22 protein-coding genes are annotated in these 25747 nt (G+C 63.3%); 14 read left to right on the plus strand and 8 right to left on the minus strand.

What is annotated here, in order from left to right; translation table 11 throughout:
- The first annotated feature begins 102 nt into the window (after positions 1-102).
- The 6 genes from ABVQ20_RS34085 (at position 103) to ABVQ20_RS34110 (ending at position 5810) form a co-directional block, all read left to right on the plus strand.
- Positions 103-882, plus strand: a complete 780-nt coding sequence (locus tag ABVQ20_RS34085) for a glutamine amidotransferase (RefSeq protein WP_354464211.1) — start codon at positions 103-105, stop codon at positions 880-882.
- A 126-nt stretch (positions 883-1008) separates the two neighbouring features.
- On the plus strand, positions 1009-1887 hold the full coding sequence (locus ABVQ20_RS34090) for a nitrilase family protein (protein WP_354464212.1): 879 nt from the start codon (positions 1009-1011) through the stop codon (positions 1885-1887).
- Between the two features lie 11 nt (positions 1888-1898).
- Entirely contained in the window at positions 1899-3041 is a 1143-nt protein-coding gene (locus tag ABVQ20_RS34095) for a M20 family metallopeptidase (RefSeq protein WP_354464213.1), read from the plus strand.
- 220 nt (positions 3042-3261) lie between these two features.
- Complete coding sequence (locus ABVQ20_RS34100; RefSeq protein ID WP_354464214.1) at positions 3262-4134, plus strand: creatininase family protein; 873 nt, start codon at positions 3262-3264, stop codon at positions 4132-4134.
- Positions 4131-5315 carry a YVTN family beta-propeller repeat protein gene (locus ABVQ20_RS34105; RefSeq protein WP_354464215.1) on the plus strand — a complete coding sequence of 395 codons (1185 nt, stop codon included), beginning with the start codon at positions 4131-4133 and terminating at the stop codon, positions 5313-5315. Before ABVQ20_RS34100 ends, ABVQ20_RS34105 begins: the two co-directional genes overlap by 4 nt.
- A 186-nt stretch (positions 5316-5501) precedes the next feature.
- Positions 5502-5810 (plus strand): DUF1236 domain-containing protein, encoded by a 309-nt coding sequence (locus ABVQ20_RS34110; protein ID WP_354464216.1) that lies wholly within the window; start codon positions 5502-5504, stop codon positions 5808-5810.
- An 83-nt stretch (positions 5811-5893) separates the two neighbouring features.
- On the opposite strand, the gene ABVQ20_RS34115 is transcribed toward ABVQ20_RS34110, so the two are convergent.
- Entirely contained in the window at positions 5894-6826 is a 933-nt protein-coding gene (locus ABVQ20_RS34115) for a dimethylarginine dimethylaminohydrolase family protein (protein ID WP_354464217.1), read from the minus strand.
- 28 nt (positions 6827-6854) lie between these two features.
- Positions 6855-8444, minus strand: a complete 1590-nt coding sequence (locus ABVQ20_RS34120; RefSeq protein WP_354464218.1) for a zinc-binding metallopeptidase family protein — start codon at positions 8442-8444, stop codon at positions 6855-6857.
- 84 nt (positions 8445-8528) lie between these two features.
- Between ABVQ20_RS34120 and ABVQ20_RS34125 the strand changes: the two genes are divergently transcribed.
- The 5 genes from ABVQ20_RS34125 to ABVQ20_RS34145 all read left to right on the plus strand — a co-directional run bounded on the left by ABVQ20_RS34125 (position 8529) and on the right by ABVQ20_RS34145 (position 13606).
- On the plus strand, positions 8529-9425 hold the full coding sequence (locus tag ABVQ20_RS34125; protein ID WP_354464219.1) for a LysR substrate-binding domain-containing protein: 897 nt from the start codon (positions 8529-8531) through the stop codon (positions 9423-9425).
- A 245-nt stretch (positions 9426-9670) separates the two neighbouring features.
- Positions 9671-10762 (plus strand): ABC transporter ATP-binding protein, encoded by a 1092-nt coding sequence (locus tag ABVQ20_RS34130; protein WP_354464220.1) that lies wholly within the window; start codon positions 9671-9673, stop codon positions 10760-10762.
- A 72-nt stretch (positions 10763-10834) separates the two neighbouring features.
- Positions 10835-11950: an ABC transporter substrate-binding protein gene (locus ABVQ20_RS34135; protein WP_354464221.1), complete on the plus strand. Its 1116-nt coding sequence runs from the start codon at positions 10835-10837 to the stop codon at positions 11948-11950.
- Between the two features lie 11 nt (positions 11951-11961).
- Positions 11962-12795 carry an ABC transporter permease gene (locus tag ABVQ20_RS34140; protein ID WP_354464222.1) on the plus strand — a complete coding sequence of 278 codons (834 nt, stop codon included), beginning with the start codon at positions 11962-11964 and terminating at the stop codon, positions 12793-12795.
- Positions 12796-12799: 4 nt separating this feature from the next.
- Complete coding sequence (locus ABVQ20_RS34145; RefSeq protein WP_354464223.1) at positions 12800-13606, plus strand: ABC transporter permease; 807 nt, start codon at positions 12800-12802, stop codon at positions 13604-13606.
- A gap of 66 nt (positions 13607-13672) precedes the next feature.
- On the opposite strand, the gene ABVQ20_RS34150 is transcribed toward ABVQ20_RS34145, so the two are convergent.
- Both ABVQ20_RS34150 and ABVQ20_RS34155 read right to left on the minus strand, forming a co-directional pair.
- Positions 13673-14026: an ArsR/SmtB family transcription factor gene (locus ABVQ20_RS34150; protein ID WP_354464224.1), complete on the minus strand. Its 354-nt coding sequence runs from the start codon at positions 14024-14026 to the stop codon at positions 13673-13675.
- 323 nt (positions 14027-14349) lie between these two features.
- Positions 14350-15678, minus strand: a complete 1329-nt coding sequence (locus ABVQ20_RS34155; protein ID WP_435528480.1) for a dicarboxylate/amino acid:cation symporter — start codon at positions 15676-15678, stop codon at positions 14350-14352.
- A 237-nt stretch (positions 15679-15915) separates the two neighbouring features.
- Here ABVQ20_RS34155 and ABVQ20_RS34160 point away from each other — a divergent pair, with 237 nt between their 5' ends.
- Entirely contained in the window at positions 15916-17775 is a 1860-nt protein-coding gene (locus ABVQ20_RS34160; protein ID WP_354464225.1) for a sensor histidine kinase, read from the plus strand.
- Positions 17772-19121 (plus strand): sigma-54-dependent transcriptional regulator, encoded by a 1350-nt coding sequence (locus tag ABVQ20_RS34165; RefSeq protein ID WP_435528481.1) that lies wholly within the window; start codon positions 17772-17774, stop codon positions 19119-19121. Before ABVQ20_RS34160 ends, ABVQ20_RS34165 begins: the two co-directional genes overlap by 4 nt.
- A 226-nt stretch (positions 19122-19347) precedes the next feature.
- Here the strand turns inward: ABVQ20_RS34165 and ABVQ20_RS34170 are convergent, their stop codons facing one another.
- Both ABVQ20_RS34170 and uxaC read right to left on the minus strand, forming a co-directional pair.
- A complete protein-coding gene (locus ABVQ20_RS34170) occupies positions 19348-21024 on the minus strand; it encodes a hypothetical protein (protein ID WP_354464226.1) in 1677 nt (558 codons plus the stop codon).
- Between the two features lie 141 nt (positions 21025-21165).
- Positions 21166-22575, minus strand: coding sequence for a glucuronate isomerase (gene uxaC, locus ABVQ20_RS34175; RefSeq protein ID WP_354464227.1), 1410 nt, complete (start codon positions 22573-22575; stop codon positions 21166-21168).
- Between the two features lie 136 nt (positions 22576-22711).
- Between uxaC and ABVQ20_RS34180 the strand changes: the two genes are divergently transcribed.
- Complete coding sequence (locus ABVQ20_RS34180) at positions 22712-24196, plus strand: mannitol dehydrogenase family protein (RefSeq protein WP_354464228.1); 1485 nt, start codon at positions 22712-22714, stop codon at positions 24194-24196.
- Between the two features lie 48 nt (positions 24197-24244).
- Here the strand turns inward: ABVQ20_RS34180 and lepB are convergent, their stop codons facing one another.
- Both lepB and ABVQ20_RS34190 read right to left on the minus strand, forming a co-directional pair.
- Positions 24245-25204, minus strand: a complete 960-nt coding sequence (gene lepB, locus ABVQ20_RS34185) for a signal peptidase I (protein WP_354464229.1) — start codon at positions 25202-25204, stop codon at positions 24245-24247.
- A gap of 111 nt (positions 25205-25315) precedes the next feature.
- Entirely contained in the window at positions 25316-25723 is a 408-nt protein-coding gene (locus ABVQ20_RS34190; protein WP_354464230.1) for a F0F1 ATP synthase subunit epsilon, read from the minus strand.
- Between the last annotated feature and the right edge of the window lie 24 nt (positions 25724-25747).

Here is a 25747-nt window from a genome sequence, read left to right on the forward strand (position 1 = left end):
TTACGGCTGAACTCGGCCAAAACATGTTCATTGAACCGGTTCATTATGATCCGCGCTTTGGTATGGCCAGATGGCGCGGCGGCACGTTAAGGAGTATTCGTCTTGGCAAAATCCAACAAGAAAGTCTTGCTTGTCGGCGAGACATGGATGAGCTCTTCGACCCATTTCAAGGGTTTCGACCAATTCGGCAGCGTCACCTTCCACTCAGGCGCCGAGCCCTTGATGAAGGCGCTGGAAGGCAGTGCGTTCGATCTCACCCACATGCCCGCGCATGAGGCGGTGGAAAAGATGCCCTTCGATATGGAAGGGCTCAACGCCTACGACGCGATCCTGCTTTCGGACATCGGCGCGAATTCGCTGCTGCTGCACCCCGATGTCTGGCTGCGCGGAACCACCGTTCCGAACCGCTTGCAGTTGCTCAAGCAATGGACCGAGGCTGGCGGCGGCCTTGCCATGATCGGCGGTTATTTCAGCTTCCAGGGCATTGATGGCAAGGCACGCTGGCACCGCACCGCGGTCGAGGACGTCCTGCCGGTGGAATGCCTGCCCTATGACGACCGGCTGGAGGTCCCCGAAGGCTTCCGCGCGGCTGTCGAGGCCAACAGCAGGCACCCGGTACTTCAGGGGCTGGACGGCGAATGGCCCGTGTTGCTTGGCGCAAACGAGGTGCGCGTGAGACAGCGTCCGGATGTCGAGGTGCTCGCCCGGCTTCCCGAGGCACAGGGCGGTCATCCGCTTCTGGTCACCGGCGAATATGGGAAGGGCAGGACGCTTGTCTGGACCTCCGATGTCAGCCCGCACTGGCTGCCGGCGTCCTTCTCCGACTGGCCCGGCTACGCCACGCTGTGGCGCAACGCCCTTGGCTGGCTGACCAGAAGCTGATTCCGAGAGCATGATCCCGAAAGGTGGAATCCGGCTTTCGGAAAAGATCATGCTCAAACAAACAGATGGAGCCCCATCCCGATCCCATCGGGATGGAAAAGGCTCTACGCAACAGGAGCAGACGCGATGCCGAAGCAGATCGGGGAAGCCTCCGTCACCGTCGCCATCATCCAGATGGAGCCGCGCTTCGGCGAGACCGCTGAAAATGTCGCGCGGTCCATCGCCTTCATGGAAGAGGCAGCCGGCAAGGGCGCGCAGCTCGCCGTCCTGCCTGAGCTGTGCAACACCGGCTATGTGTTTCAGAACCGTGCCGAGGCGCGAGCGCTTGCCGAGGAAATCCCCAGCGGGCCGACGACACAGGCCTGGATGGAGGCTGCCGCACGGCTGAACCTTCACATCGTCGCCGGCATCACCGAGCGTACCGGTGAAATCCTGTTCAATTCGGCTGTCATCATCGGCCCGAATGGGCTGATCGGCCGCTATCGCAAGATGCATCTATGGGGTGACGAAGCGCTCTATTTCTCGCCCGGCGATCTCGGCTTTCCCGTCTTCGACACGCCGCTCGGGCGCATCGGCTGCCACATCTGCTACGATTGCTGGTTTCCCGAAAGCTTCCGCCTTGCGGCTTTGCAGGGGGCCGAAATCGTCTGTGTGCCGACCAACTGGGTGCCGATACCCGGCCAGGACCCCAGCCGCGAGGCGATGGCGAACATCATCGTCATGGGGGCGGCTCACTCCAACTCCGTCTTCGTCGCTGCCGCCGATCGGGTCGGGACCGAGCGCGGCCAGCCTTTCATCGGCCAGAGCCTTCTCGTCAGCCATACCGGCTGGCCGGTCGCCGGGCCGGCCTCGCCCGACAAGGAAGAAGTGCTGATCGCCAGGGTCAATCTGGCCGACGCACGGCGCAAGCGCAACTGGAACGCCTTCAACCAGGTATTGCGCGATCGGCGCACCGACGCCTATGACGAGATGCTCGGCAGCGGCCAGCGACCGGGATGGTACTGAGGGAGGCCAAGGTGAGCGCGATTGACGCGATGACGCTGACGCAGGAGCTTGTCCGCTTCGACACGCGCAATCCACCGGGCAATGAAGCCCAATGCGCCGCCATGATCGCGGACCTGCTCAGCAGCCACGGCCTTTCGGTGACCTCCCACACTTTCGGCCCAGGGCGGACCAACATCATCGCGCGGTTCCCCGTTCGCGCATCGAAGGCGACACAACGCCCGGTCATCTTCACCGGTCACATCGACACGGTGCCGCTGGGTACTGCCGAGTGGTCGCACGACCCCTTCGGCGCGGAGATCGTCGATGGACGTCTCTACGGCCGTGGCGCCACCGACATGAAGGCCGGTGTCGCGGCGATGATCGCCGCGGTTGTTGAAGAGGCCGACCGCCTGCGCGAGCGCTCCGACGTGGTGCTGGTGATCACCGGCGGCGAGGAAACCGGCTGCGAGGGCGCGACCGCGCTGGTGAAGGACAGGATGCTCGACGCGGCGAGCCTGCTCGTGGTGGGCGAGCCCACCGCCAATGCGTTCGTCGCCGGCCACAAAGGCGCGCTATGGCTGAAGGCCTGCTGCAGCGGGCGCACGGCGCATGGCGCGATGCCGCATCTTGGCGACAACGCCATCTACAAGGCGGCACGCGCCGTCATCAAACTCGAAAGCTTCGGTTTCAACGCCGCGCCACATCCGATCCTTGGGTCGGCGACGCTCAATGTCGGGACCATCATGGGCGGCTTGAACATCAACTCCGTTCCCGACCGTGCCGAACTGACCGTCGACGTGCGGATGTTGCCCGGCATGGACAGCACCACCATCACCGAGCAATTGTCGTTCACGCTTGGCGGCGACTGCTCGATATCGACCATTCTCGACCTGCCGGCGATCTGGAGCGACCCGGCGCATCCGGCCGTGAAGCTTTTCTCCGAATGCCGGGAGGCGGCCACCGGTTCGGCCTCAGTCGTGGGTGGCGCGAATTTCTTCACCGACGCCTCCATCCTCACGCCGGCGCTTGGCGGCGTCGACACCATCATTTGCGGACCGGGCAGCCCGGACATGGCCCACAAGACCGATGAGTATTGCGAGGTGGCTGGGATCTATGAGGCGGTGAAGATTTATCGCGCGATCATCGCGCAAGCCGGGCTTATGGACACGCACTGACCGCCCGCGAATAGACGCGATCTTAGCCGGCTTCTTGCCGTTTCGAATCCCCGCTGTGTGTCATGGGTATGGGCCGCTCCGGCCGGCCGTCACGCATCAAATTTTCCTGATCGCGCCGCGCGGGACTTGCCGAGCTGATCGTTTTGCCTTCCGTGATGAGCGAGACATCCCGCGCCGCTGCGGGCCTTTTACGATTATGTAAAGCGACAGGTGTAGAGGAATGGATACGGTCGAAACCGACCTGTGGACCGAGGTTGGAATGATCGCGCCGCGCAGCTTCACTTTCATCCGCACCGCTCTCGCTGTCTGGTCCGTTTCCATTCTCCTGTTCGCGGCCAGCCCCGCCAATGCGTCGGTGTTCCTCGAAGACCTGACCTGGACCGAACTGCGCGATCTCATCGGTGGCGGGACGACGACCATCATCATCCCGATCGGCGGAACCGAGCAGAGCGGTCCCGCCATGGCGCTGGGCAAGCACAATGTGCGGGCGAAGTTTCTCGCCGAAAAGATTGCCGAGCGGCTAGGCAATGCATTGGTCGCCCCGGTGATCGCCTACGTGCCGGAAGGCACCATCGATCCACCGACCGCCCACATGAAATTTCCAGGCACCATCACCATCAGCGACAAGGTGTTCGAGGCGCTGCTCGAATCGGCGGCGCGCAGCTTCAAGCTGCACGGCTTCAAGACCATCGTTTTGATCGGCGACCATGGCGGCTACCAGGCCGATGAAAGCGCCGTTGCCGATCGCCTGAATGCCGAATGGAAGAAAACGCCGGTACGGGTGTTCGCGGATCTCGACTATTACCGGATCACGCAAGGCCCCTATGTCGACAAGCTTCTGGGCGCCGGCGCGAAGCACTCGGAAATCGGCAGCCATGCGGGCCTCGCCGACACGTCGCTGATGCTTGCCGTCGATCCATCCCTGGTGCGCAAGGACCGCCTTGCGGACGCCTCCAAATTCACCGCGGCCGACGGCGTCTATAGCGGCGATCCGACGCGGTCCTCGGCCGAATTCGGCCAGCTCGGCATCGACCTAATCGTCAACGGAACAACCAACGCCATTCGCGGCTTCATCGCAAAGCAGCCCAAATGACCAAGACTTATCAGCGATTCACGAGCCTCCTTGCGCCGCTCCTGCTGCTGACCTGCCTGTCATCAGCGGCATCGGCCGGCTCCTGCCCGGAAGATTGCAGCGAGCCGCCCGCCAAGGCCTCAACCAAGACGCAGGCGCCCGTCAACATCTACAGCGAGACGACGGCCGGTCATCTGAGCCCTGCCACCGCAGGTGCCCTCTCGCGCGTCTATGTGCCCAACCGCTCCTCCAACAGCGTGTCGGTCATCGATACCGAGACGTTGAAGGAAGTGGCCAGGTTCCCTGTCGGGCGCAAGCCCCAGCATGTGGTTCCGTCCTGGGACCTGCAGACCCTCTGGGTCGCCAACAATGCCAGCGGCACCAAGCTGGGCAGCGTGACGCCGATCGATCCGAAGACCAGCAAGCCCGGCCAGCAGATTGCGGTCGACGACCCCTACAACATGTATTTCATGCCGGACGGCAGTTCGGCCATCATCGTCGACGAAGCCTATGAGCGGCTCGACCTGCGCGATCCCCATTCAATGGCGCTGAAGTCGACCCTTCCGACGCCGACCTGCCCCGGCATCAATCATGCCGATTTCGCGGCCGACAATTCATACGCCATCTTCACCTGCGAGTATGGCGATGGCGGCCTGCTGAAGGTGGACCTCAAGAACCAGAAGGTGCTGGGCCACCTCTCCCTGTCGAAGATGGGCATGCCGCAGGACATCCGGCTTTCGCCCGATGGCAAGGTTTTCTACGTCGCCGACATGATGAACGACGGCGTCTTCCTCATCGACGGCGACAGTTTTAAGGAAATCGGCTTCATCCTCACCGGCATCGGCACGCATGGCTTCGTCGTCAGCCGCGACGGCACCAAGCTCTATGTGTCGAACCGCGGCTCCCACAAGATGGAACAGGGCCGCGCCAAGGGACCGGGCAGCGTCACCGTCATCGATTTCGCCACGCGCGCGATAACAGCGCAATGGCCGATCCCCGGCGGCGGCAGTCCCGACATGGGCAATGTCAGTGCCGATGGAAAGCAATTGTGGCTGTCCGGCCGTTTCGACAGCGAAGTCTACATGTTCGACACCACCTCCGGCGCCGTGACCAAGATCCGTGTCGGCGTGGAGCCACACGGCCTGACCGTGTGGCCACAGCCCGGCCGCTATTCGCAAGGCCACACCGGCAACATGCGGTGAGTTTCGCGACCTGCACAACTCAGCCGGGTTGTTGACGCGCTACTCCTCGCCCCGAACTGGCCGGTGCCATTTACCAAGCAGTCAGGAACAAGCCGCCTCGCCGTGAGTTACCAACACGGACGTACCTCTGCTGTGAACGCAAAGGCGCTTCCCGCGCATTCATGCATTCATTCAAAGGAGACGGTAATGAAAACGCATCTTTCAATAGCAGCAGCAGGCATTCTTCTTCTCGCTGGCGTCGGTATCGCCTCGGCGGAAACTGTCATCATCAAGCCCGAGCAGGAAACCGTCATTCGGGAATATGTGAAGAAGAAGCCATTGGTTTCGCTTGATCTTCCAGGCGTTGAATTGAACCTCGGCTCAAAGCTGCCCGATACGGTCGAGCTTCACAGAATCGATGTGCCGGATGTCAGATATCAGTATGTCGTGGTGGGCGGACGCACCTATCTGGTCGATCCGGACACCCATGAGATTGTCCAGGAAATCGAAGAGTAACGTCAGCATCGAAATCACGAAGACCCGCCGTACCGGAAGGCACGACGGGTCTGATGTGATCGACGACGGGTTCTATCGGCTGCTCACGCCGGTTCGCGCTTGAGCGCCTGCGCCATGCAGTGGATGCCGCCGCCGGTCTTGGATATCTCGCTCATATCGACCGCCGCGACCTCGAAACCGCGCGCCTTGAGCTGGCCGATCAGTGACTTCGAGGAGGTCGGCGCGATCACCCTGTCCTTGCCGAGCGACATGAAGTTACAGCCGAGCGCCATCGTGTCCTGGAACGGCACGTCGATGATCTCGTGGCCCTTGCTCTTCAGCCAGTCGACGATGCCCGGCTCCGTGCAGGCGAGGCAGACGGCGGTCAGCTTCTCGGCGATCGGCACCACCATCAGGTCGATATGGACATAGTATTCGTCGATGAAGGCGAGGCGGGTTTCCCAGCCTTCCTTGTCGAACCAAGCCTGCACCTGGCGCGCGCCCTCTTCCTGCGTGCGGGCGCCGCCGCAGCCGATCAGCACCACGCCGTCCTCGATGACGTTGAAGTCGCCGCCTTCGAACGTGCCAGCTGTGACCATGTCGTAAATGGGAATGCCGAGCTTCTCATAGGTGCGGATCGCCGCGTAATTCTCGCCGCGCCGCCACCAGTTGGCCATGGCGGTGATGATGGCGCCATAAGGTGTCATGACGCTGGAATCGCGCGAATAGACCTGCATCGGCAGTTCCGGGGTCGGCTCGTGCCAGTGGATGTTGACGCCGAAATTCTCGTAGGCGGCGACGAGGTCCTTGTGCTGCGCCTGCGCGATCTGGACGTTGCAAGGCGCCTCGCGCAGATGCTTGCGCGACAGCGAGCTGGTCGACAGATGGCGCAGGAAATTCGGCGAGCCGAGCAGCACGTCGGTCAGCACGTCGGTCTCGTTGGCAAAGCCCCAGGCGGTCAGCGGCTTGGTGCCGCCGGCCGGATTGCGACGCTGGAGAGAAAACGGTTCTGCGACAATGCGGTCATGAACGGTCATGGGATTCTCCTTGTGATCAAATCGACGGTCATGCGGTTTGGTTGGGTATCCACCAGTCGCGTCCACGCGCGGTGGTGACATATTCGGGCCAGCGGAAGTGGATCGGCGGATCGTAGTCGCACAGCGGCGCGATCCAGTTCGAGCCGCCGATGCCGCCGCCGGTACGCTTGACGAATTCGTCCATCGCCGCATCGCGCGCGGCCTTGTCTTCGAGCAGGCGCAGTGCCGCGAGTGCGACCGTCTTGGACGCACAGGTGACCATGGGATCGATGGTGGCGGGAATGCCGCCCAGCGCATTCATGACCCAGGACGGATAAGCGTGTCCGCCGGCCGAGCGCAATGCGGGACGGGCGACATAGAAACGTGCCGTCGGCGCATGCCAGCTCATGTCGGTGTAGTCGTCGGAGGTGGAATTCACCTGCGAGGGTGGCAGGTCGCGCCGCAGGATCGCTTCGGCCTGTTGTGGCGTGATCAGCCGCTCCAGCTCATCGATGAACGGATTTTCCATGGCAATGCCACCGGCATTGACCTGGATCTCGCGCACAACCGCCTTCGCGGCTTCGTTCCAGTGCGGCGCGCCGACCGTTGACAGCGCGCCATATGCGATATCAGCCATGGCGTGATTGGCGAGCCCCGGCCGCGACTTCGACACCCAATGCCGCTCATACCGGCAGCCGCTCATCGCTGCGGCTGCCTCCGCATTGCGGTCGAGCACCGCGGTTACCTGCTCGGCCATCGCCAGCGTCGGCACGCGCATCATGTACTGGATCTCCGCCAGCCCCGCCGGCAGATTGTCCGCGGTCGCCTGCCCCGCGGTCAGGATCGCCTCGCTGATCGACCAGCCGCCCTGATGCGGCAGCATCGAATCGCGCAGCGCTTTCGAGGCCATGTACATCATCATCAGCGCGTCATTGGCGCCGGGCGCCCTGATCGCGGAATGCGACTGCGGGATCGGCGCGCCATCGCTTGCGCGAACCCAATTTTCGGGTTCGTCGCAGATGAAGCGATAGATCATCGCATAGGCGGCGCCGCAATGCGTGTCCCATCGCGCCGTATTGCAGAGCGGCAGCATGTAGAAAGGGTGGAAGGAGAGCATTCCATCCAGTCCGTCATAATAGCCCCTCGCGGCATGGATGGGCTTGGAACCCCGCACCTTCTCGGCCGGCTCGCCGGTGAAGCGCAACGTTCCGCCGATGCCATGGCGCTGCATCGCCGCCTTGGTCGCCAGCAACCCGCCGAGGCTGGAGACGCCCAGGCCGGAATGCGGATCGGTATGGCCGCCCGCATGTTCGCCGAGGCCTGGACGCGGGCGCTTGACCGTCGCCGCATCCTGGCAATTGCCGGGCACCGCGTCATACTCGGCATACATGCCGATGGTGGGGCCTGCGCCATTGGTCCAGTGGGCGCAGAAGGCCGTGGGCATGCCGCCGGAGCCTTCCTCGACCGAGAACCCCTCGCGTTTCAGCAGCTCCACATACCACGCCGCCGACTGATATTCGCGCCAGGCCGTCTCGCCGAAATCGAAGATCGTCCGCGTCCACGCCGACAATGACGGCTGGATATCGTCGAGATGGGCAAGCGCGGTTGTCTGGGCCGAGGTCGTCACTGGTTTATCCATGGGACGAGAAGAAAGCAGTGAAGCGCTTTTTCAAAAAGTGATATGTTTTCCCGGTTCGTGCAAATTCGGTTCACCTGAGGCCTCTTGAGAATACCATCGACCCAAGCGCTGCGTGCGCTCGACAGCTTCGCCCGTCATGGCAGCGTATGGCGCGCCGCCGACGAACTGCACCTGACCCGCAGCGCCGTCAGCCATCAGTTGCGCCTGCTCGAACGCGATCTCGGCTTCGATCTGCTGGAGCGCATCGGCAAGGGCGTGGCGCTGACGCCGCGCGGCCAGCGTTACGCCAGCGACGTGCGCAAGGCGCTGACCGTGCTGGGCGACGCGGTGACCCGTCATGCCGGCACCGGCGTCGGCGGCTCGTTTGCCGTTTCCTGCACGCCGGGCTTCGCCTCGCTGTTCCTGTGCACGCACATCGCGGAATTCCGGCAGATGTATCCGGACGTGGCCCTGCACATATTGACACCGCGACGCCTGGACGATGTCAGCAATCCGGAAGCCGATACCTTCATTGCCTTCGGCGTCGGCAACTGGCCGAACCGCGCGGTGGAGTTGCTTTGCGAAATTTCCTTCACGCCGCTCTGCAGCCCGACACTGCTCAATAAGGTCGGCGGTCTTTCGAAGCCGTGGGACGTGCTGCGCGCCAATCTGCTCCATCTCGATGACACCGAGGACTGGGCGCGCTGGCTTGCGCTGTCCAAGGTGGAAAACCCCGACACCGAAGGCGGCATCTTCTTTTCGGACATGAACCTCGTCTTCTCGGCGGCGATCGCTGGCCAGGGCATTGCCATGGGCGATGAGCTGACCAGCCGCCGCGCACTGAACGAAGGCCGGCTCATCAGGCCGTTCGACATCGCGATCAAGTCGCCGCGCTCCTACTTCCTGGTCTCCGAGCACGCCAAGGCGTCGCATCCTGTGCTGGAAGCGTTCGCGGCATGGCTGAGGTCGAAGCTCTCGGAGAACCCGGTCAGGCCATATTGAGCGAGGCGATGGAGAGCTGATCTCCCCCCTCGAGGGGGAGATGGCCGCGAAGCGGCCAGAGGGGGTCGGTCCGACGGGGCTCGGCCAAGTCTGGCTCTTCGAAGGAAGAGGAAGCCGCGCTCGACACAAAGCGCCCCCTTCCGGCGTCATAGATGAATCAAATTTGCCGATCCGGCGAAAACTATTCGGTTGCGGTGAGCCGGAACCGTGCCTACGATTTCGATAAGCGTTAGGGAAAGGGCAGTATGCAGCAACCCGGCCGTGCCGCAGAGATCAAGGCAATCGGGATCGGTAAGAGCTTCGGCTCCTTCCGTGCGCTGGACAATCTGTCCCTCGATATCGGCCGGGGCGAGTTCCTGACCCTTCTCGGACCTTCCGGTTCGGGCAAGACCACCTTCCTGATGATCCTGGCCGGCTTCGTCCAGCCGAGCGAAGGCAAGCTTTTCAGCGACGGCACCGACATTACCGACCGTCCCGCCGAGCAGCGCGCCGCCGGCATGGTGTTCCAGGGCTATGCGCTGTTCCCGCATATGAGCGTCGAGGCCAACATCGCCTTCCCGCTCAAGGTGCGCAAGAAATCGGCTGCGGACATCAAGCGCCGCGTCGGCGAGATGATCGAACGCGTCGGGCTGAAGGGCCATGAGAAGAAATTGCCGGCGCAGCTTTCGGGCGGCCAGCAGCAGCGCGTGGCCCTTGCCCGCGCCCTTGTGTTCGAGCCCGGCGTGCTGTTGCTCGACGAACCGTTCTCCGCTCTGGACAAGAGCCTGCGCGGCCAGATGCAGGCCGAGATGAAACGCTTGCATGAGGAGACCGGCACCACCTTCGTCTTCGTCACCCACGACCAGAGCGAGGCGCTGGCGCTGTCGTCGCGCGTCGCCATCTTCAACCACGGCAAACTGCTGCAGGTCGGCGCCCCCGATGAGGTCTACGACCGGCCGGACAACCGCTTCGTCGCCGAGTTCCTGGGCGAGATCAACATGCTGCCGCTGAAGGGGGTGCGCCCAGCCGACAATGGCTCGACGGGCCTGTGCGAAGATCGCGCGGTCAACATGAGTTGCAAGGCCGAGGCGGTGCGTGGCGACGCGATCCTGGCGATCCGGCCCGAGTATATGTCGATAGCGGGAGAGGCTGTGGCAGGCGAGAATGGCATTGCCGCGACAGCGATCAACTCGACCTATCTGGGGGCTGCGACCCGGCTCGACCTGACGACGCGGCAAGGCGCCAAGGTGACGGTGTCGGTGCCCAACGAGGTCGCCGCTTCCGCGCTCAAGAACGGCAATTCCGTCTGGCTGACCTGGCCGGCGGAGAAAGGTTTCCTCCTCCCGAACGGAGGATAGCGGCCCGTGGGGCGAATTCGAAATTCGCACCATCGGTTTAAGATCAACAACAACGAGAAAAGGGGAACTGACATGACCAACGACACCAAGAAACACTCCATCGAGAGCCTGTCCGCCAGGGCAGGTCGCGGCGAGATTTCACGCCGGCAATTCGCGCAGTTGGCGGCGATCGTGCTGGCCGGCACGCCGATGCTGCTGCGCTCGACCGGCGCCTTTGCCGCGGCCAAGGAACTGGTGCTGGTGAACTGGGGTGGAGACGCCATCACCGCCTATGACGCCGCCTACGGCCAGGCCTTCACCAAGGACACCGGCATCGTCGTCAAGATGGACGGCTCGGGCCCGACGGAAGGCGCCATCGCCGCGCAGTTCAAGAGCGGCGCGCCGACCTGGGACCTCGTCGACGTCGACCCGTTCTCGGCCATCACGCTCGGCGCGCAGGGCATGCTCGAGCCGATCGACTACAATATCGTCGACAAGAAGAAGATGCGGCCGGGCTTCGGCTGGGACTACGCCGCCTCGACCTATTTCTTCTCCTACGTCATCGCCTATGATTCCGAGAAATACGGCAAGGACGCACCGACCGGCATGGCCGATTTCTTCGACGTGAAGAAATTCCCCGGCAAGCGCTCGCTCTACAAATGGGGCGTGTCGAGCTGGGAGGCAGCCCTCCTCGCCGACGGCATCGCGCCGGCTTCGCTCTACCCGCTCGATCTCAAGCGCGCCCATGACAAGATCGCCGCCTTCAAGGAAAACGTCGTCTCCTATTGGGGTGGCGGCGCCGAGAGCCAGAGCGTGCTGCTCAACGGCGAGGCCTCGATGGCCATCGTCTGGTCGACCCGCGCCTCGCTGATCGAGCAGGATTCCGGCGGCAAGATCAAGTTCATCTGGGACCAGGGCCTGATCTCGCCCGGCGCACTCGCCGTCATCAAGGGCAATCCGGGTGGCAAGGACGCGGCCATGAAGTTCATCGCCAGCGCCCAGGACCCGGAAAAGCAGCTGGTCATGTTCGACAAGCTCGGCCAGGGCCCGGCCAATCCGGCCGCCGATGCGCTGATCCCCGCCGACAAGAAGCGGATCAATCCGGTCGACCCCGCCAACATGGCCAAGCAGATCCCGCTCGACATGGACTGGTACGCCAAGAACTACGGGGCGGCGCTCGACGAATACACCAAGATCATCTCCGCCTGATCAGGGCCGGGATGCGGTCCTATCTATCAGACAGGATGGGCGCGGCGCTGTTGATGGCGCCGCTGCTCCTGTTCCTCGTGCTGGCCTATGCCTGGCCGTTCCTCGGTGTCGTCAAATGGAGCTTCACGCTGCCGACGCCTGGGCTCGGCCAGTATGAAGCGCTGCTCACCGACGATCTCGTGCAGTCGGTGTTCATCAGGACGCTGCGCATCGCGGCAATCGTCACCATCGTCTCGGTCGCCGCTGCCTACGCCATCACCGTCGTCTGGGTGCGCGGCACCCCGGCGCAGCGCCTGGTGGCCGAGTTCTGCATTCTCGTTCCCTTCTGGATTTCCGTGCTGACCCGCGCCTTCGGCTGGGTGGCGCTGCTTTCCAATCGCGGCCTGATCAACACCTGGCTGCAGTCGATCGGCTTCATCTCAGAACCGCTGACCCTGGTACGCAATGAATTCGGCGTTATCGTCGGCATGACGCATTTCCTCATTCCCTTCGCCGTCTTTCCGCTGGCATCCGCCATGCGCAGCCTCGACGACCGCGTGCTGCTGGCGGCGCGCGGGCTCGGCTCCAGCCGCATGCGCACCTTCTGGTCCGTCTTCGTGCCGATGACCCGCTCCGGCATCATCGGCGCCGCGCTCATCGTCTTCGTCTTTTCGCTCGGCTTCTTCGTCACGCCGGCGATCCTCGGCGGCGGCCGCAGCGTGATGGTCGCCGAACTGATCTATCTCAGGATCTTCCAGAGCCCTGACTGGGGACTGGGCGCGGCGATCAGCGTCGTGCTGGTGCTGTTCGTCGGCGCGCTGATGGCACTGCTGTTCCGTTACGTGCAACCAAAGCAGATGGTGTAGCGCGATGCCGACCTATCGCCCCGGCCCCGTCTCGCTGATCATCGCCGCCTTGGTCGCGCTGTTCCTCCTGATGCCGCTGCTCGCTGTCGTACCGGTATCGCTGACGCCAAGCCGCATGCTCTCGATGCCTAATGGCGAACTCTCGCTGCGCCACTACAGGTCGCTGATCGAGGACCCACGCTGGATCGACTCGATCCTGCTCTCGATCCGCATCGGCGTCGTCAGCAGCGCTTTGTCCACCGTGCTGGCGCTGTGCTTCAGCCTGGGCGTCTGGATGTTCCAGCCGCGCTTCACAGCGGCCCTTGTCGGCTTCGTGCTGCTGCCCATGGTGGTGCCGCCAGTGGTCTCGGCGATCACGCTCTACTTCCTGCTGACCTCGATCTCCGGCTTCAGCTCGTTCTTCGGCTATGACACCTGGCTTGGCGTCGCCATGGCGCATTCGGTGATGACGGTGCCCTTCGCCACGGTGCTGATGCTGGTGTCGCTCAGCCAGCTCGACCGCCGCATCGACCTTGCCGCGCGCGGCCTCGGCGCCACCGTATGGGAGCGCGCCACCCGCATCATCATGCCCAACATCAAGTTCGGCATCATCACCGCCGCCCTGCTGTCCTTCGTCTTGTCCTGGGAAGAAATCGGCGTCACGCTGTTCATCACCTCGGTCAACGCCATCACCCTGCCCCGGCTGATGTGGATGGGACTGCGCGACAACATCGACCCGGCGATCGCAGCACTTTCGGTGATCCTGATCATCATCACCGTGCTGGTACTGGCAGTGCGCAGCTTCGTGGTCCGGCTGCGCACAGGCCACTGAGGCGCCTCTGCCTTGTCCCAGCCGGCGGCCGCCACCCGACAATGCAAGGACTGAGGCGGCGTACTTTCAGGCCGCTTCCGGGCGCCGCTGGCCTTCAATGCCATCCTGTTCGGGCTGCCGTTCGCGACCGTTCACGAGCAAGCCGTTCAGTATGGTGAGGAGCTTGCGTGCCGCCGCGGACTTGCAGGAATAATAGATCATCTGCCGATCGCGGCGTGTTTCGACAAGATCGGAGCTCCGCAACTTGGCAAGATGCTGCGACAGGGCTGACTGGCTCAGCTGAATTTTTTCGGCAAGCGCGCCTACCGACAGTTCGCCCTCGGTCAGATAGATCATGATCAATAGCCGCTTCTCGTTTCCCATCAAGGCCAGAAAAGCTGCGGTAGATTCTACGTTTGCGGTGAGTGTGTTCGTAACCATCTATTTCCCCATGTTTTCGGGCTCATCCGAACGCCATGGGGGCAATGGCATCGGACTTCCAGAGCAGGCCCAGGACGCGCAGGCAACTCGGGTCCTGGCGCGAAGACAGACTATCCCTTGCGCTTCCGAGCCCGGAGCCGGTTGCTGCAAGCCGGGCCAGCGCGGATCTCGAATTCCGCGCCACCCGGGCCATAGTTTACCTGCGAAGCGCTATCTCCACAGAACTATAACGTACATTGCTAATATGCTGCGTGCAAGATGTGCTCTCTTGCGGCACCCCTGCCAGGACAGGAGCCGGAGACAACCGGCTCCTGTCCGAACAATCAGGCGGGTTGAAGTCCAACCGGCAGGTCAGCTTCTTCCGGCAAGGCGCCGGCGAGCGCCGCCGCGAACTTCGACTGGTCGAGCTCGCCTTCCCAGCGCGCCACCACCACCGTCGCGACGGCATTGCCGACGAGGTTGGTGAGCGCCCGGCATTCCGACATGAAGCGGTCGATGCCCAGGATCAGCGCCAGGCCGGCAACCGGCACCGTGGGCACGACAGACAGCGTCGCCGCCAGCGTGATGAAGCCGGCGCCGGTGATGCCAGCCGCACCCTTGGAGCTCAGCATCGCCACCAGAAGCAGCAGGATCTGGTCGCCATAGGTGAGCGGCGTATCGGTCGCCTGCGCGATGAACAGTGCGGCCAGCGTCATGTAGATGTTGGTGCCGTCGAGGTTGAAGGAATAGCCGGTGGGAATGACCAGCCCGACCACCGAGCGGTTGCAGCCGGCGCGCTCCATCTTGGCCATCAGGCCGGGAAGTGCCGCTTCCGAGGACGAAGTGCCGAGCACCAGCAGCAGTTCTTCCTTGATGTAGCGCAGCAGCGCCAGGATCGAGAAGCCGTTGTAGCGGGCGACCGATCCGAGCACCACCAGCACGAACAGCAAGGCGGTGAGGTAGAAGGTGCCGATCAGCATGGCGAGGTTGGCAACGGAGCCGATGCCGTATTTGCCGATGGTGAAGGCCATGGCGCCGAAGGCGCCGATGGGGGCGGCCTTCATCAGGATGGCGACGAGGCGGAAGATCGGCGCGGTCAGCGCCTGCAGGAAGTCGACGACGGGCTTGCCGCGATCGCCGACCAGCGCCAGCGCTATGCCGAACAGCACCGAGAAGAACAGCACCTGTAGGATATCGCCCTGGGCGAAGGCGCTGGTGATGGTGTCGGGAATGATGTTCATCAGGAACCCGACGATGGTCGAGTCATGCGCCTTCTCGGCATAGGAGGCCACGGACTTGGCGTCGAGCGTGGCGGGATTGATGTGCATGCCGGCGCCCGGCTGCACGATGTTCGAGACGACCAGGCCGACGACGAGCGCCAGGGTCGAGAACACCAGGAAGTAGATCATCGCCTTGCCGGCGACACGGCCGACCTTCTGCAGGTCGGAAACACCGGCAATGCCGGTTGCCACGGTCAGGAAGATGACCGGCGCGATGACCATCTTCACCAGCTTGATGAAGGCGTCGCCGAGCGGCTTCATGGACGCGCCTATGTCGGGATAGTAGTGGCCGAGCAGGATGCCGGCGGCGATCGCCGTCAGGACCTGGACATAGAGATGCCGGTAGAAGGGTACCTTGCCGCGCGCTTCGGCGGCAGCGAATGCTGTCTGCATGATGTCCTCCATCGCGCCCCGATCGAGAAGCTCGACCTCCCGGGGCAATTGCATTGACCTCCAACAGCCGGAGCTGCTGGATAGGCATCTGCAAACGCCGTGCCAGACGTGCATGCTCAGCCTATCCATCTGATTTCATTGGAAACTGAGTAGTCATATGGCAGCTCTCAGCCACCAACAGTGCGGATATCCGCATGCTTGATTTGCGCTTTGTGCGAAATCATGCACAGATGGGTGATGTTGCAACGTTCAGCCATTGCTTCGTTGTCGACGCCCGAGCAACTCGGCGCGCGGGCGCGCCGTGCATGGCTGCTGTGCGCGGCGATCGCGCTGCTGGTCGTGGCGGCGGCACTGTATGGGGCCGGACGCTATGCCCGCACGGCCGCGATCGAAGCACTGGCAACGCAGGGCCGCACTGACGCCAATCTGAAAGTCGCGTTGTTGCGTGCCGTGCTGGAGAGCCCGCGCGCCCTGCCCTTGCTGCTGTCCGAGGACCAGCAGGTGCGCGATGCGCTGACCCAGAAAAGCAGCGCTTCGATCGACGTGCTGAACCGCAAGCTGGAGGGGCTTGTGTCCGGCACCAAGGCGTCGGTGCTCTATGTCATCGGCACCGACGGACTGGCCATCGCCTCCAGCAATTGGCGCGAGCCGATCAGCTTCGTCGGCACCGACTACACGTTCCGCGCCTATTTCACCCGGGCGATGCAAGCTGGCACGGCCGAGTATTTCGCGCTCGGCAATGTCAGCAAGCGCCCCGGCCTCTACATTTCCCGCCGTGTCGGCGGTGCCGATGCGCCGCTCGGGGTCGTCGTCGTCAAGGCCGAATTCGACCAGCTCGAAGCCGACTGGCACGAGGCCAACCGGCCCGCCTATGTCAGCGACGAGCATGGCGTCGTCCTGATCACCAGCATCCCGTCCTGGCGCTTCATGACGGTGGCGCCGCTCACCGGACCAGACCTCGCCAGCGTTCGCGACAGCCAGCAATTCGGCGACGCGCCGCTGATGCCGCTGCCGATCACCCGTCCACAGGCGTTGAGCCCAGACGTTTCGATCGTCCATGCCATCACGCCCGGCGGCAGCGATGGCGAGTATCTGCGCCTTTCCACACCGGTTCCCACGACCGCCTGGCGCCTCGACTATCTCGTTCCAACCGAGGGACCAGTTGCCGCCGCGATCCGCGAAATGCGGCTTCTGGCGCTGGGCGTCATCATCCCGCTGATCGGCCTTGCTGCGTATCTCTTGTGGCGCCGGCAGTCGGCATTGATGCTGATCGCAGCCGAACAGGCGGCGCGCACCGAGCTTGAGCGCCGCGTCAGTGAGCGAACCGAGGATCTGAGCCGCGCGCGCGACCGCCTGCAGGCCGAAATCGTCGATCACCGCACCACGGAAGCAAAACTCCAGGGTGTGCAGCAGGAGCTGGTCCAGGCGAACCGGCTCGCGATCCTCGGCCAGGTCGCCGCCGGTGTCGCGCATGAGATCAACCAGCCGGTCGCCACCATCCGCGCCTATGCCGACAATGCGCGTGTCTTCCTCGAGCGCAAGCAGACCGCGCCCGTCGAGGAAAACCTCGGCGCCATCGCTTCGCTGACGGAGCGTATCGGCGGTATCACCGACGAATTGAAGGCCTTTGCCCGCAAGGGACGAACCGCGGCCGAGCCGGTGGAATTGCGCGGCGTCATCGAGGGCACCCTGGTGCTGTTGCGAAGCCGCTTTGCCGGCCAACTCGACGCGCTCGCCATCGACCTGCCGCCACCGGCCCTGATGGTCATGGGAAACCGGGTGCGGCTCGAGCAGGTGCTGATCAATCTGTTCCAGAACGCACTGGAGGCGCTCGAGGGCCGTAACGACGCCAGGGTAGACGTTTCCGTGGAAGAGACCGCAACTGGGGTAACAGTCAGCGTGTCGGACAATGGTCCGGGCATTCCCGTCGAAATCCTGCGCTCGCTGTTCACCCCCTTCAACACGTCGAAGGAAAAAGGCCTCGGTCTCGGCCTCGTCATCTCGAAGGACATCGTCGCCGACTATGGCGGCCGCATCGAGGTTGCCAGCGACGACAGCGGCACAAGCTTCACGATCTTTCTCTGCAAGGCAGCATGATGAACCAGGACGCAGCACCCGTCATCCTGATTGACGACGACCGCGACCTGCTGAAGGCGACCGCGCAAACGCTGGAGCTTGCCGGCTTTGTCGTGTCGGCCTTCTCGGCACCTGTCGAGGCGCTGGCTCGTCTCGACGTCGGTTTTGCCGGCGTCGTGGTGTCCGACATCCGCATGCCAGAGATCGACGGGCTGCAACTCTTCGACCGCATCCTGAAGGTGGATCAGGACATTCCGGTCATCCTGGTCACCGGGCACGGCGACATTGCCATGGCGGTGAAGGCGATCAAGGATGGCGTCTACGACTTCATCACCAAGCCCTTCGCCGCCGACCGGCTGGTGCAGAGCGTGCACCGGGCAGCGGAGAAGCGCCGCCTGGTGATGGAGAACCGGGCGCTGCGCGACGCGGCCGAGCAGGCACAGGACGGCCTGCCGCTGATCGGCCAGACGCCGGCCATGGAGCGGCTGCGGCGCACGCTGCGGCAGATCGCCGACACCGATGTCGACGTGCTGGTGACCGGCGAGACCGGTTCCGGCAAGGAGGTGGTGGCGAGCCTGCTGCATCGCTGGAGTCGGCGCGCGAAAGGCAATTTTGTCGCGCTGAATTGCGGCACGCTGCCGGACACCGTCATCGAGAGCGAACTGTTCGGCCACGAGGCCGGAGCCTTCACCGGCGCGCAGAAGAAGCGCATCGGGCGCATCGAGCATGCCAGCGGCGGCACGCTGTTCCTCGACGAGATCGAAAGCATGCCGCCCTCGACACAGGTGCAGATGCTGCGGGTGCTGGAAATGCGCGAGGTCACCCCGCTCGGCACCAATGAGATACGCCCCGTCGACCTGCGCGTTGTCGCCGCCGCCAAGGTCGATCTCGGCGACCCCAGCCAGCGTGGCACGTTCCGCGAAGACCTCTACTACCGGCTCAATGTGGTGACGATCTCCATTCCGCCGCTGCGCGAACGGCGCGACGATGTCGCCCTGCTGTTCGGCTATTTCACCGAGCGTGCGGCAAGCCGCTTCCGGCGCGCCGTGCCCGTCGTGCCGGCTTCCGTCGTTCGCTATATGCGGGAACATGACTGGCCGGGCAATGTGCGCGAGCTCGCGCATTTCGCCGAGCGCTTCGTGCTGGGCCTGGAAGACCTGGCGGAAACGGCGAAGGCAGAGCCGGCGTCGCCGGACACGCCGCTGCCCGAGCGCATGGAGCACTACGAGGCCTCCATCATCCGCGAGACGCTCAACCGTCATGACGGCGATGTCCGGCGCACCATCGAGGCGCTGGGCATCCCGCGCAAGACTTTTTACGACAAGCTCCAGCGCCACGGCATCGTGCGCAGCGATTTTTCCAGATAGCGGGTCGCCCGTTCGCCACCGCGATACTCTTCAGGCCCAGCCGCATCCGTCGAGACTGCCGTTAAGCCTATGTTCACCATGATGAGGCACCTTCGGATTCAGCGGCGATGTTTGAGTACCGCGGCGCCACAGGTGCCCAGGCAACAGCCCGCGCCTCTCCGGAGGCGCGGGCTTCTTCATGTCACAAGGTCTCGGATTGTGCGGAGGCCGCTGCGTTGCTGGACGATCATTGCCGATCCGGCATGTCGTAGCCGAACTGGCGGCAGAAGCTTTCGACACGGTCGAGAAATGCCTGCGGCAGGCCATGGAGATAGACACGGAATTCTTCGTTGCTTTCCCATTTTCTCAGCGAGGTTGCCCGGATCGGGTTGTTCGGATCCTGGCTGAAGGGGATGACCGGTGAAAGGTCGAACTGGCGGGAAATATTATCCTGGACCACATCAGGCTTGGCGATCAGGTCCTCATAGCGCAGGTAGAGAATGCTCCGCTCCGGTTGAGCTTCTCGCAGCCGCATCAGCCCATCATACTCCGCCTCCCAGCGCTCGGTCGTTACATGGAAATGGCGCAAATGCTTCGTTTCCGGATGGGTACTCGTCAGCACATCGAACGGATGGCGCACGCAGTAGATCAGTCCAACGGAAGCCGGCAATGCCGAAAGATGCTCGTGGCAGTGCGCGGTACGCTTGACGACAAGGTTGTTCTCCGGGCGATCCAGCCTATCGAGCAGCGAGTGCGGCGCTTCGACCGGGTGGACATAGATATCGTCGAAGCACGCCATCAAACCCAGGGTGAGAGTGGTTCCGCTGCGCGCGCAGCCCGCGATGAAAATTCCTGGCCCCGCTTGCTCCGGCACTCGGCGTTCTGATGACCGTGGCGACAGCATCCGGCCGACACCACCAACCAATCGTCCACCCAACTCCTGCAGGGACGCAATCGCCCGGCCGGTCGCCCCGATCCGCGGCGGCTCGGCGAAAGAGATTTCGGCCAACGCTATGCCGCTCTCGGCCGCAACGGCATACAGAAGCCAGGTACGGTCGGCTTCCTCGAAAACCGCGGGGTCGCGCAGTGCGTTCTCCCTGCCCTTTGCCGCGCCCGGCCTGCTGCGGCGGACGGGCAGATCGGCCCCTTCGAAGGCAGTCATGGGGCGCAGCAATTCGGTCGCTCCCCGCACCTTCCATTGCCGCCAGTCCCCAGTGAGATCGATCGTGCCGTGAAGAACCCGCTCGGGAGCATCGCCCTTGCGCGTGTAATAGACTCTCAGCAACTCATCGGATTTCTGCACGGCAACGTGCCTCGGCAAAACACGGCGGCGTGCGGCGGAAAGCACGACCGGGCCTTGCCTGAAATCCGAAATGCCGTCCCTGGACCGGAAGAGGGTGACGGCATCCGTCCCGAGAAGCCCGTACCACCAGCCGTCGTGACGGAAAATCCTTGCATAGGATGGCCCGAGCACCTCGGGAAGGGGGTTGAAACCAAGGCCGTCACCGGATGTCGCGGGAAAGGTCATCTGGCCCTTGCCGCTCTTTGTCGGACCATGGAAATACATCACGAAGCGGCGTCTCTGATGATCAATGTGGACGTCGGGAGAAGCAATGTGCTCCTTGAGGAAAGGGCATTGATCAAGTGCCAATACGCCCCCGGCGTGGACACGCCACGGACCTTGCAGGGAATCCGAATAAGCCAGGCGAATATACGTGCCCGTGTGGTGGGCGAAGTAGAGATAGTAAGCACCCAGCCTGCCCGGCGCCCAGTCGGGCACCTTGATCAGCGACGGGCCGTTGATGTTGGAGCCATCTTCGCCCGACAGCATGTCCGGTGTGATGACAGGCCCTTGTCGCCCAGCGGCAAGGACTGCGTCGATTTGAGCACTGGTATGGTGTGTGCCATGCAGGCTTTCGTTCAAGCTTCGTCTCCACTCGGGCAAACTTCGCCTGATAAGTCGGTTTCAAGGCTGGTGCAATTGGCGGTCCGGTTCCCGATGATCAGCGGCCGACCATATCCCGGTCGCCATGTTCAATGACGCAGCCGTCCAGTGCTCTGATATTCAAAGCCGATAAGCCTTCTTCGCCAGCGAATAGGCCAATTCCCCGGCCAGCTCATGCGCCTCGTCCTGGCCAAGCCGATGTTCGGCGACGAGCCGCGCCAGGAACGCGCAGTCGACGCGGCGCGCCACATCATGGCGGGCCGGGATCGATGGGAAGGCCCGCGTGTCGTCGTTGAAGCCAACGGTGTTGTAGAAGCCGGCCGTCTCCGTCGTCATCTCGCGGAACCGGCGCATGCCTTCCGGGCTGTCATGGAACCACCAGGCCGGCCCGAGCTTCAGCGCCGGATAGACGCCGGCCAGCGGCGCCAGTTCGCGCGCATAGCTGCTCTCATCCAGCGTGAAGAGCACGATCGTCAGATCACGCTCGAGCCCGACGCAATCGAGCAGCGGCCTCAGCGCCGTCACATAGTCGGTTCGGGTCGGGATATCGAAACCCTTGTCGCGGCCGAATGTCTCGAACACAGCACGCGAATGATTGCGCAGCGCGCCGGGATGGATCTGCAGCACCAGCCCGTCGTCCAGGCTCATCTTGGCCATCTCGGTCAGCATCTGGGCGCGAAACAGCCGCCGTTCGCGTTCGTCGTCGGAGCCAAGGCGAATCCGGTTGAACAGCTCCTCGGACGCAGCGGCGGAAAGATTGGCGGTTTCGGCCGTCGGATGGCCATGGTCGGAGGAGGTCGCGCCAAAGCTCTTGAAGAAGGCACGGCGCTGGCGATGCGCGTCGAGGTAGCCACTCCAACTGCCGGTGTCGCAACCTGTGATCTCGCCCAGCCGGTCGAGATTGGCGAGAAAACCTTCGAAATCCGGATCGACGACCGCATCGGGCCTGTAGGCGGTGATGACCCGGCCCTGCCAACCGCTATCGCGGATCATCTTGTGCCATTGCAGATCATCGAGCGCGCCTTCCGTCGTCGCGATCACCTCGATGTTGAAACGCTCCAACAGCGCGCGCGGGCGATAATTGTCCCACTGCAGCAAGGTTGAGATCGTGTCGTAGTGCCGGTCGGCGGTGGAGGCGTTCAGCGGCTCTTCGATGCCGAAAAGATGAGACAGCACATGGTCGAACCACAGCCGGGTCGGCGTACCACGAAACAGATAATAGTGTTCGGCGAAGCGTTTCCAGATCGCCCTGCCGTCGGTCTCCACGGGCGACCCACCGAGGGTTGGAACGCCGAGGTCCTCGAGGCGAACGCCCTGGCTGAGCAGCATGCGAAAAATATAGTGATCGGGAACGATGAGCAGCCGCGCCGGATCGGGAAACGGCTCGTTGAGCGCATACCAGCGCGGATCGGTATGGCCGTGCGGACTGACGATCGGCAGGCTTTTTATGCCCGCATAGAGATCGCGGGCAATGGAGCGCGACTGCGCTTCGGGTGGAAAAAGCAGGTCCGGATCGGTCAGCGCGATCATGGGAAAAAAGCTCCTTCCAAGCTGGATATCGGTACGGTCGGGCAAGGATGATGTCAACGTATACGCCGAAACGGGCATCCTTGCGGCAACCGGGAACAGGTGTTACGCAACCCGCGATCCGTACGGGGACGACGCCATGACCAGCAGCCATCTGTCGAACAACACGCTGCGATCGCTGTCCAAGGGCGTCAAGACCCCTGGATACGATCGAGACAAGGTTGCGCCAGGCATCGTCCATCTCGGCGTCGGCGCCTTCCATCGCGCGCACCAGGCTGTCTATGTCGACGACTGCCTTGGAGCTGGCGAGACAGGTTGGGGCATTGTCGGCGTCTCGCTGCGCAGCGCCGACACACGCGATGCGCTGTCGCCGCAGGATGGGCTCTATACGCTGGCGGTCCGAAGCAGCGACAGTGAACAGCTGCGCATCATCGGCTCGATCGGCTCGATGCTGGTGGCGCCGGAGGACCCCGCTACCGTGCTTGCCGCCCTTGCCGATCCGCGCACGCGCATCGTCACGCTCACGATCACCGAAAAGGCCTATCTGAGGGCTCCAGGAGGCGGTCTCGACACCGCCCATCCTGACATTGTGGGCGATCTGGCGCGGCCGGAACTGCCCAAGACCGCGCATGGCTTTCTGGCGGAAGCGCTCCACCGCCGCCGTGCCGCCGGCATCGCCCCCTTCACCGTGCTCTGCTGCGACAATCTCCCGGCCAATGGTGCGACGCTGCACCGTCTGATGATCGAGTTCGCCGCGTTGCGCGATGCCGATCTTGCCCGTCACATCGCCGATGAGGTGGCTTTTCCGTCGAGCATGGTCGATCGCATCGTACCCGCGACCACCGATGCCGACCGGGCAAGGATCGCCATCGAACTCGGCGTTGCCGACTCCTGGCCGGTCATGACCGAACCATTCCGCCAATGGGTGATCGAAGACCGCTTTCCAGCCGGGCGGCCGGCATGGGAAAAATTCGGAGTCACCATGGTCGAGGATGTGCGGCCATACGAGGAGATGAAGCTGCGCCTGCTCAACGGAGCGCATTCGGCCATTGCCTATCTTGGCCTGCTCAGCGGCCATGAGACCGTGGACAGGGCTTTCGCCGAACCGGCGATCCGGCAGTTCGTCGACGCATTGTGGGCGGAAGCCATTTCGACCCTGCCCGAGGATGCCGGGCTCGACACGAGCACCTACACCGCGGAACTGGCTGAGCGTTTTTCCAACCCCGCGCTCGCCCACCGCACGGCGCAGATCGCCAATGACGGCAGCCAGAAACTGCCGCAGCGGATCATCGCCTCCGCCATCGATTGCCTCGAGGCCGGTGACGAGATGGTCCATCTGACGCTGGTGGTGGCCGCCTGGATCGCCGCCTGCGCGGCGCGCGCGGACACCTTGCCCGAAAGCCACTTCACCGATCCGCTCGACACGGCGCTGACACCGCTTTTGCGCCAGCATTTGCCCGCGAACGAAACCGTGGCGGCGGTGTTCGACCTCGCTGGCTTCGCCGGGGATCATGCCGAGCGCCAGACGCTGATCGAACTCGTCGCGGTTCATCTTGTCCATTTGCGGCGGGGCGGCCCCACTCTTGCCTTCGCCGCGCTTGGCATAGGAAGCGAAGAGGCTTGAGATAGATTCGCTGACATCGCCGCATCCCCTGCAGGTCGGCAAGCAGCTTTATCTGACGATCTGGCGATAGGTGTAGTCGATGCCGCGCGAGTTCCAGAACAGGCGCTCCGCCTTGCCGACCAGATTCTCAAAGGGAACGAAGCCGACGTCAAAGCGGCTGTCGGCGGAGTTGTCGCGGTTGTCGCCAAGCATGAAATAGCAACCTTCGGGGACCACCAGGGCAGGTGTGTTGTCGCCTGTCGAACCATCCATCAGGTCGACGACGAAATGCGACACGCCGTTGGGCAGCGTTTCGCGCTGCAGCCTGGCGGTCTTCTCCGAAAACGCATCCGAGGCAAAAGAGCCGACATCCTGGAGGCCCACCGCCGCGCCATTAATGTGGAGGATGCCATTAACCATCTGGATCGTATCGCCTGGCATGCCGACGATCCTCTGGATGTAGTCGATGTCCGGGTCAGGCGGAAACCGGAACACAACGACATCGCCTCGCTGGGGCTGCGCCGCCAACACGCGTCCCGTGATCGGCAGCAACGAGAACGGCACGCTGTAACGGCTGTAGCCATAGGCGAACTTGGATACGAACAGATAGTCGCCGCGTTCCAGTGTCGGCAGCATGCTGGTGGACGGAATCGAGAACGGCTGGAACAGGAAAGACCTGATCACGAAAGCCACCAGGTAGCTGGCGAGGAAGACCAGCCCGAGGACCGACAATCCGCGCGCATACCATTTGACCGGCCGGAACCTGCCGGTGAAAGGCACAACGATCGCCACCGAAAGAACAGAAACGGCCAAGCTCGTGACATTGGCCGGCCCAAGCCCGCTGGATCCGAGAGCGCCGAACGCCGGGAAACCGATATAGCAGGCCAGCAGGCCGACAAGGACGATCGCGATCAGACTTGCAACCGCAAGCTTTCCACTGCCGATCCAAAGGAACCCGCCAAACGGCCCGCCAAGGAACGACACCAGGGCCGTGGACCACCTCGATCGTGATGCTGGTTCTTCTGCCATCGGCTCCGATTGGGATCGCGAACGTGGCGGGACTTTCCAACAAACAAAAAAGCGAGGCAAGCCTCGCTTTTCAAGTGCCCGATGGTCTGGGCGCGGTGATGTGGGTCGAAATCAGGCCGGCAGGATGGCGCCTTCGAGCGTCGTAAGCTGGCTAAGGAACTGTTCCGCCTTGCTGCGGGTCTGGTCATCCTTGGCGTCGGCGGCGTCTTCCTTCGCCTCCTGGATACGGCGGGCGAGATCGGCGCGGTCGACATCCTTCACGGCGACGGCGGATTCAGCCAGCAGCGTGCAGCCCGAAGGAACGATGTCGGCGAAGCCGCCGAACACCACATAGCGCTCTTCCTGCCCCGACACGGACTTCACCGTGACGACGCCCGGCTTGATCGTGGTCATGACCGGCGCGTGGTGCGCCATCACGGTCATCTCGCCTTCGGCGCCCGGAATGACGACGGATTCGACCTGCTCGGAAACCAGCAGGCGCTCCGGCGAAACCAGTTCGAATTTGAAAGCTTCAGCCATGTCAATTTAGTGAGTAGGGAATAG

Origin of the sequence: Mesorhizobium shangrilense, assembly GCF_040537815.1 — a bacterium.
In the GTDB taxonomy this organism is placed as follows: Bacteria; Pseudomonadota; Alphaproteobacteria; order Rhizobiales; family Rhizobiaceae; genus Mesorhizobium; species Mesorhizobium shangrilense.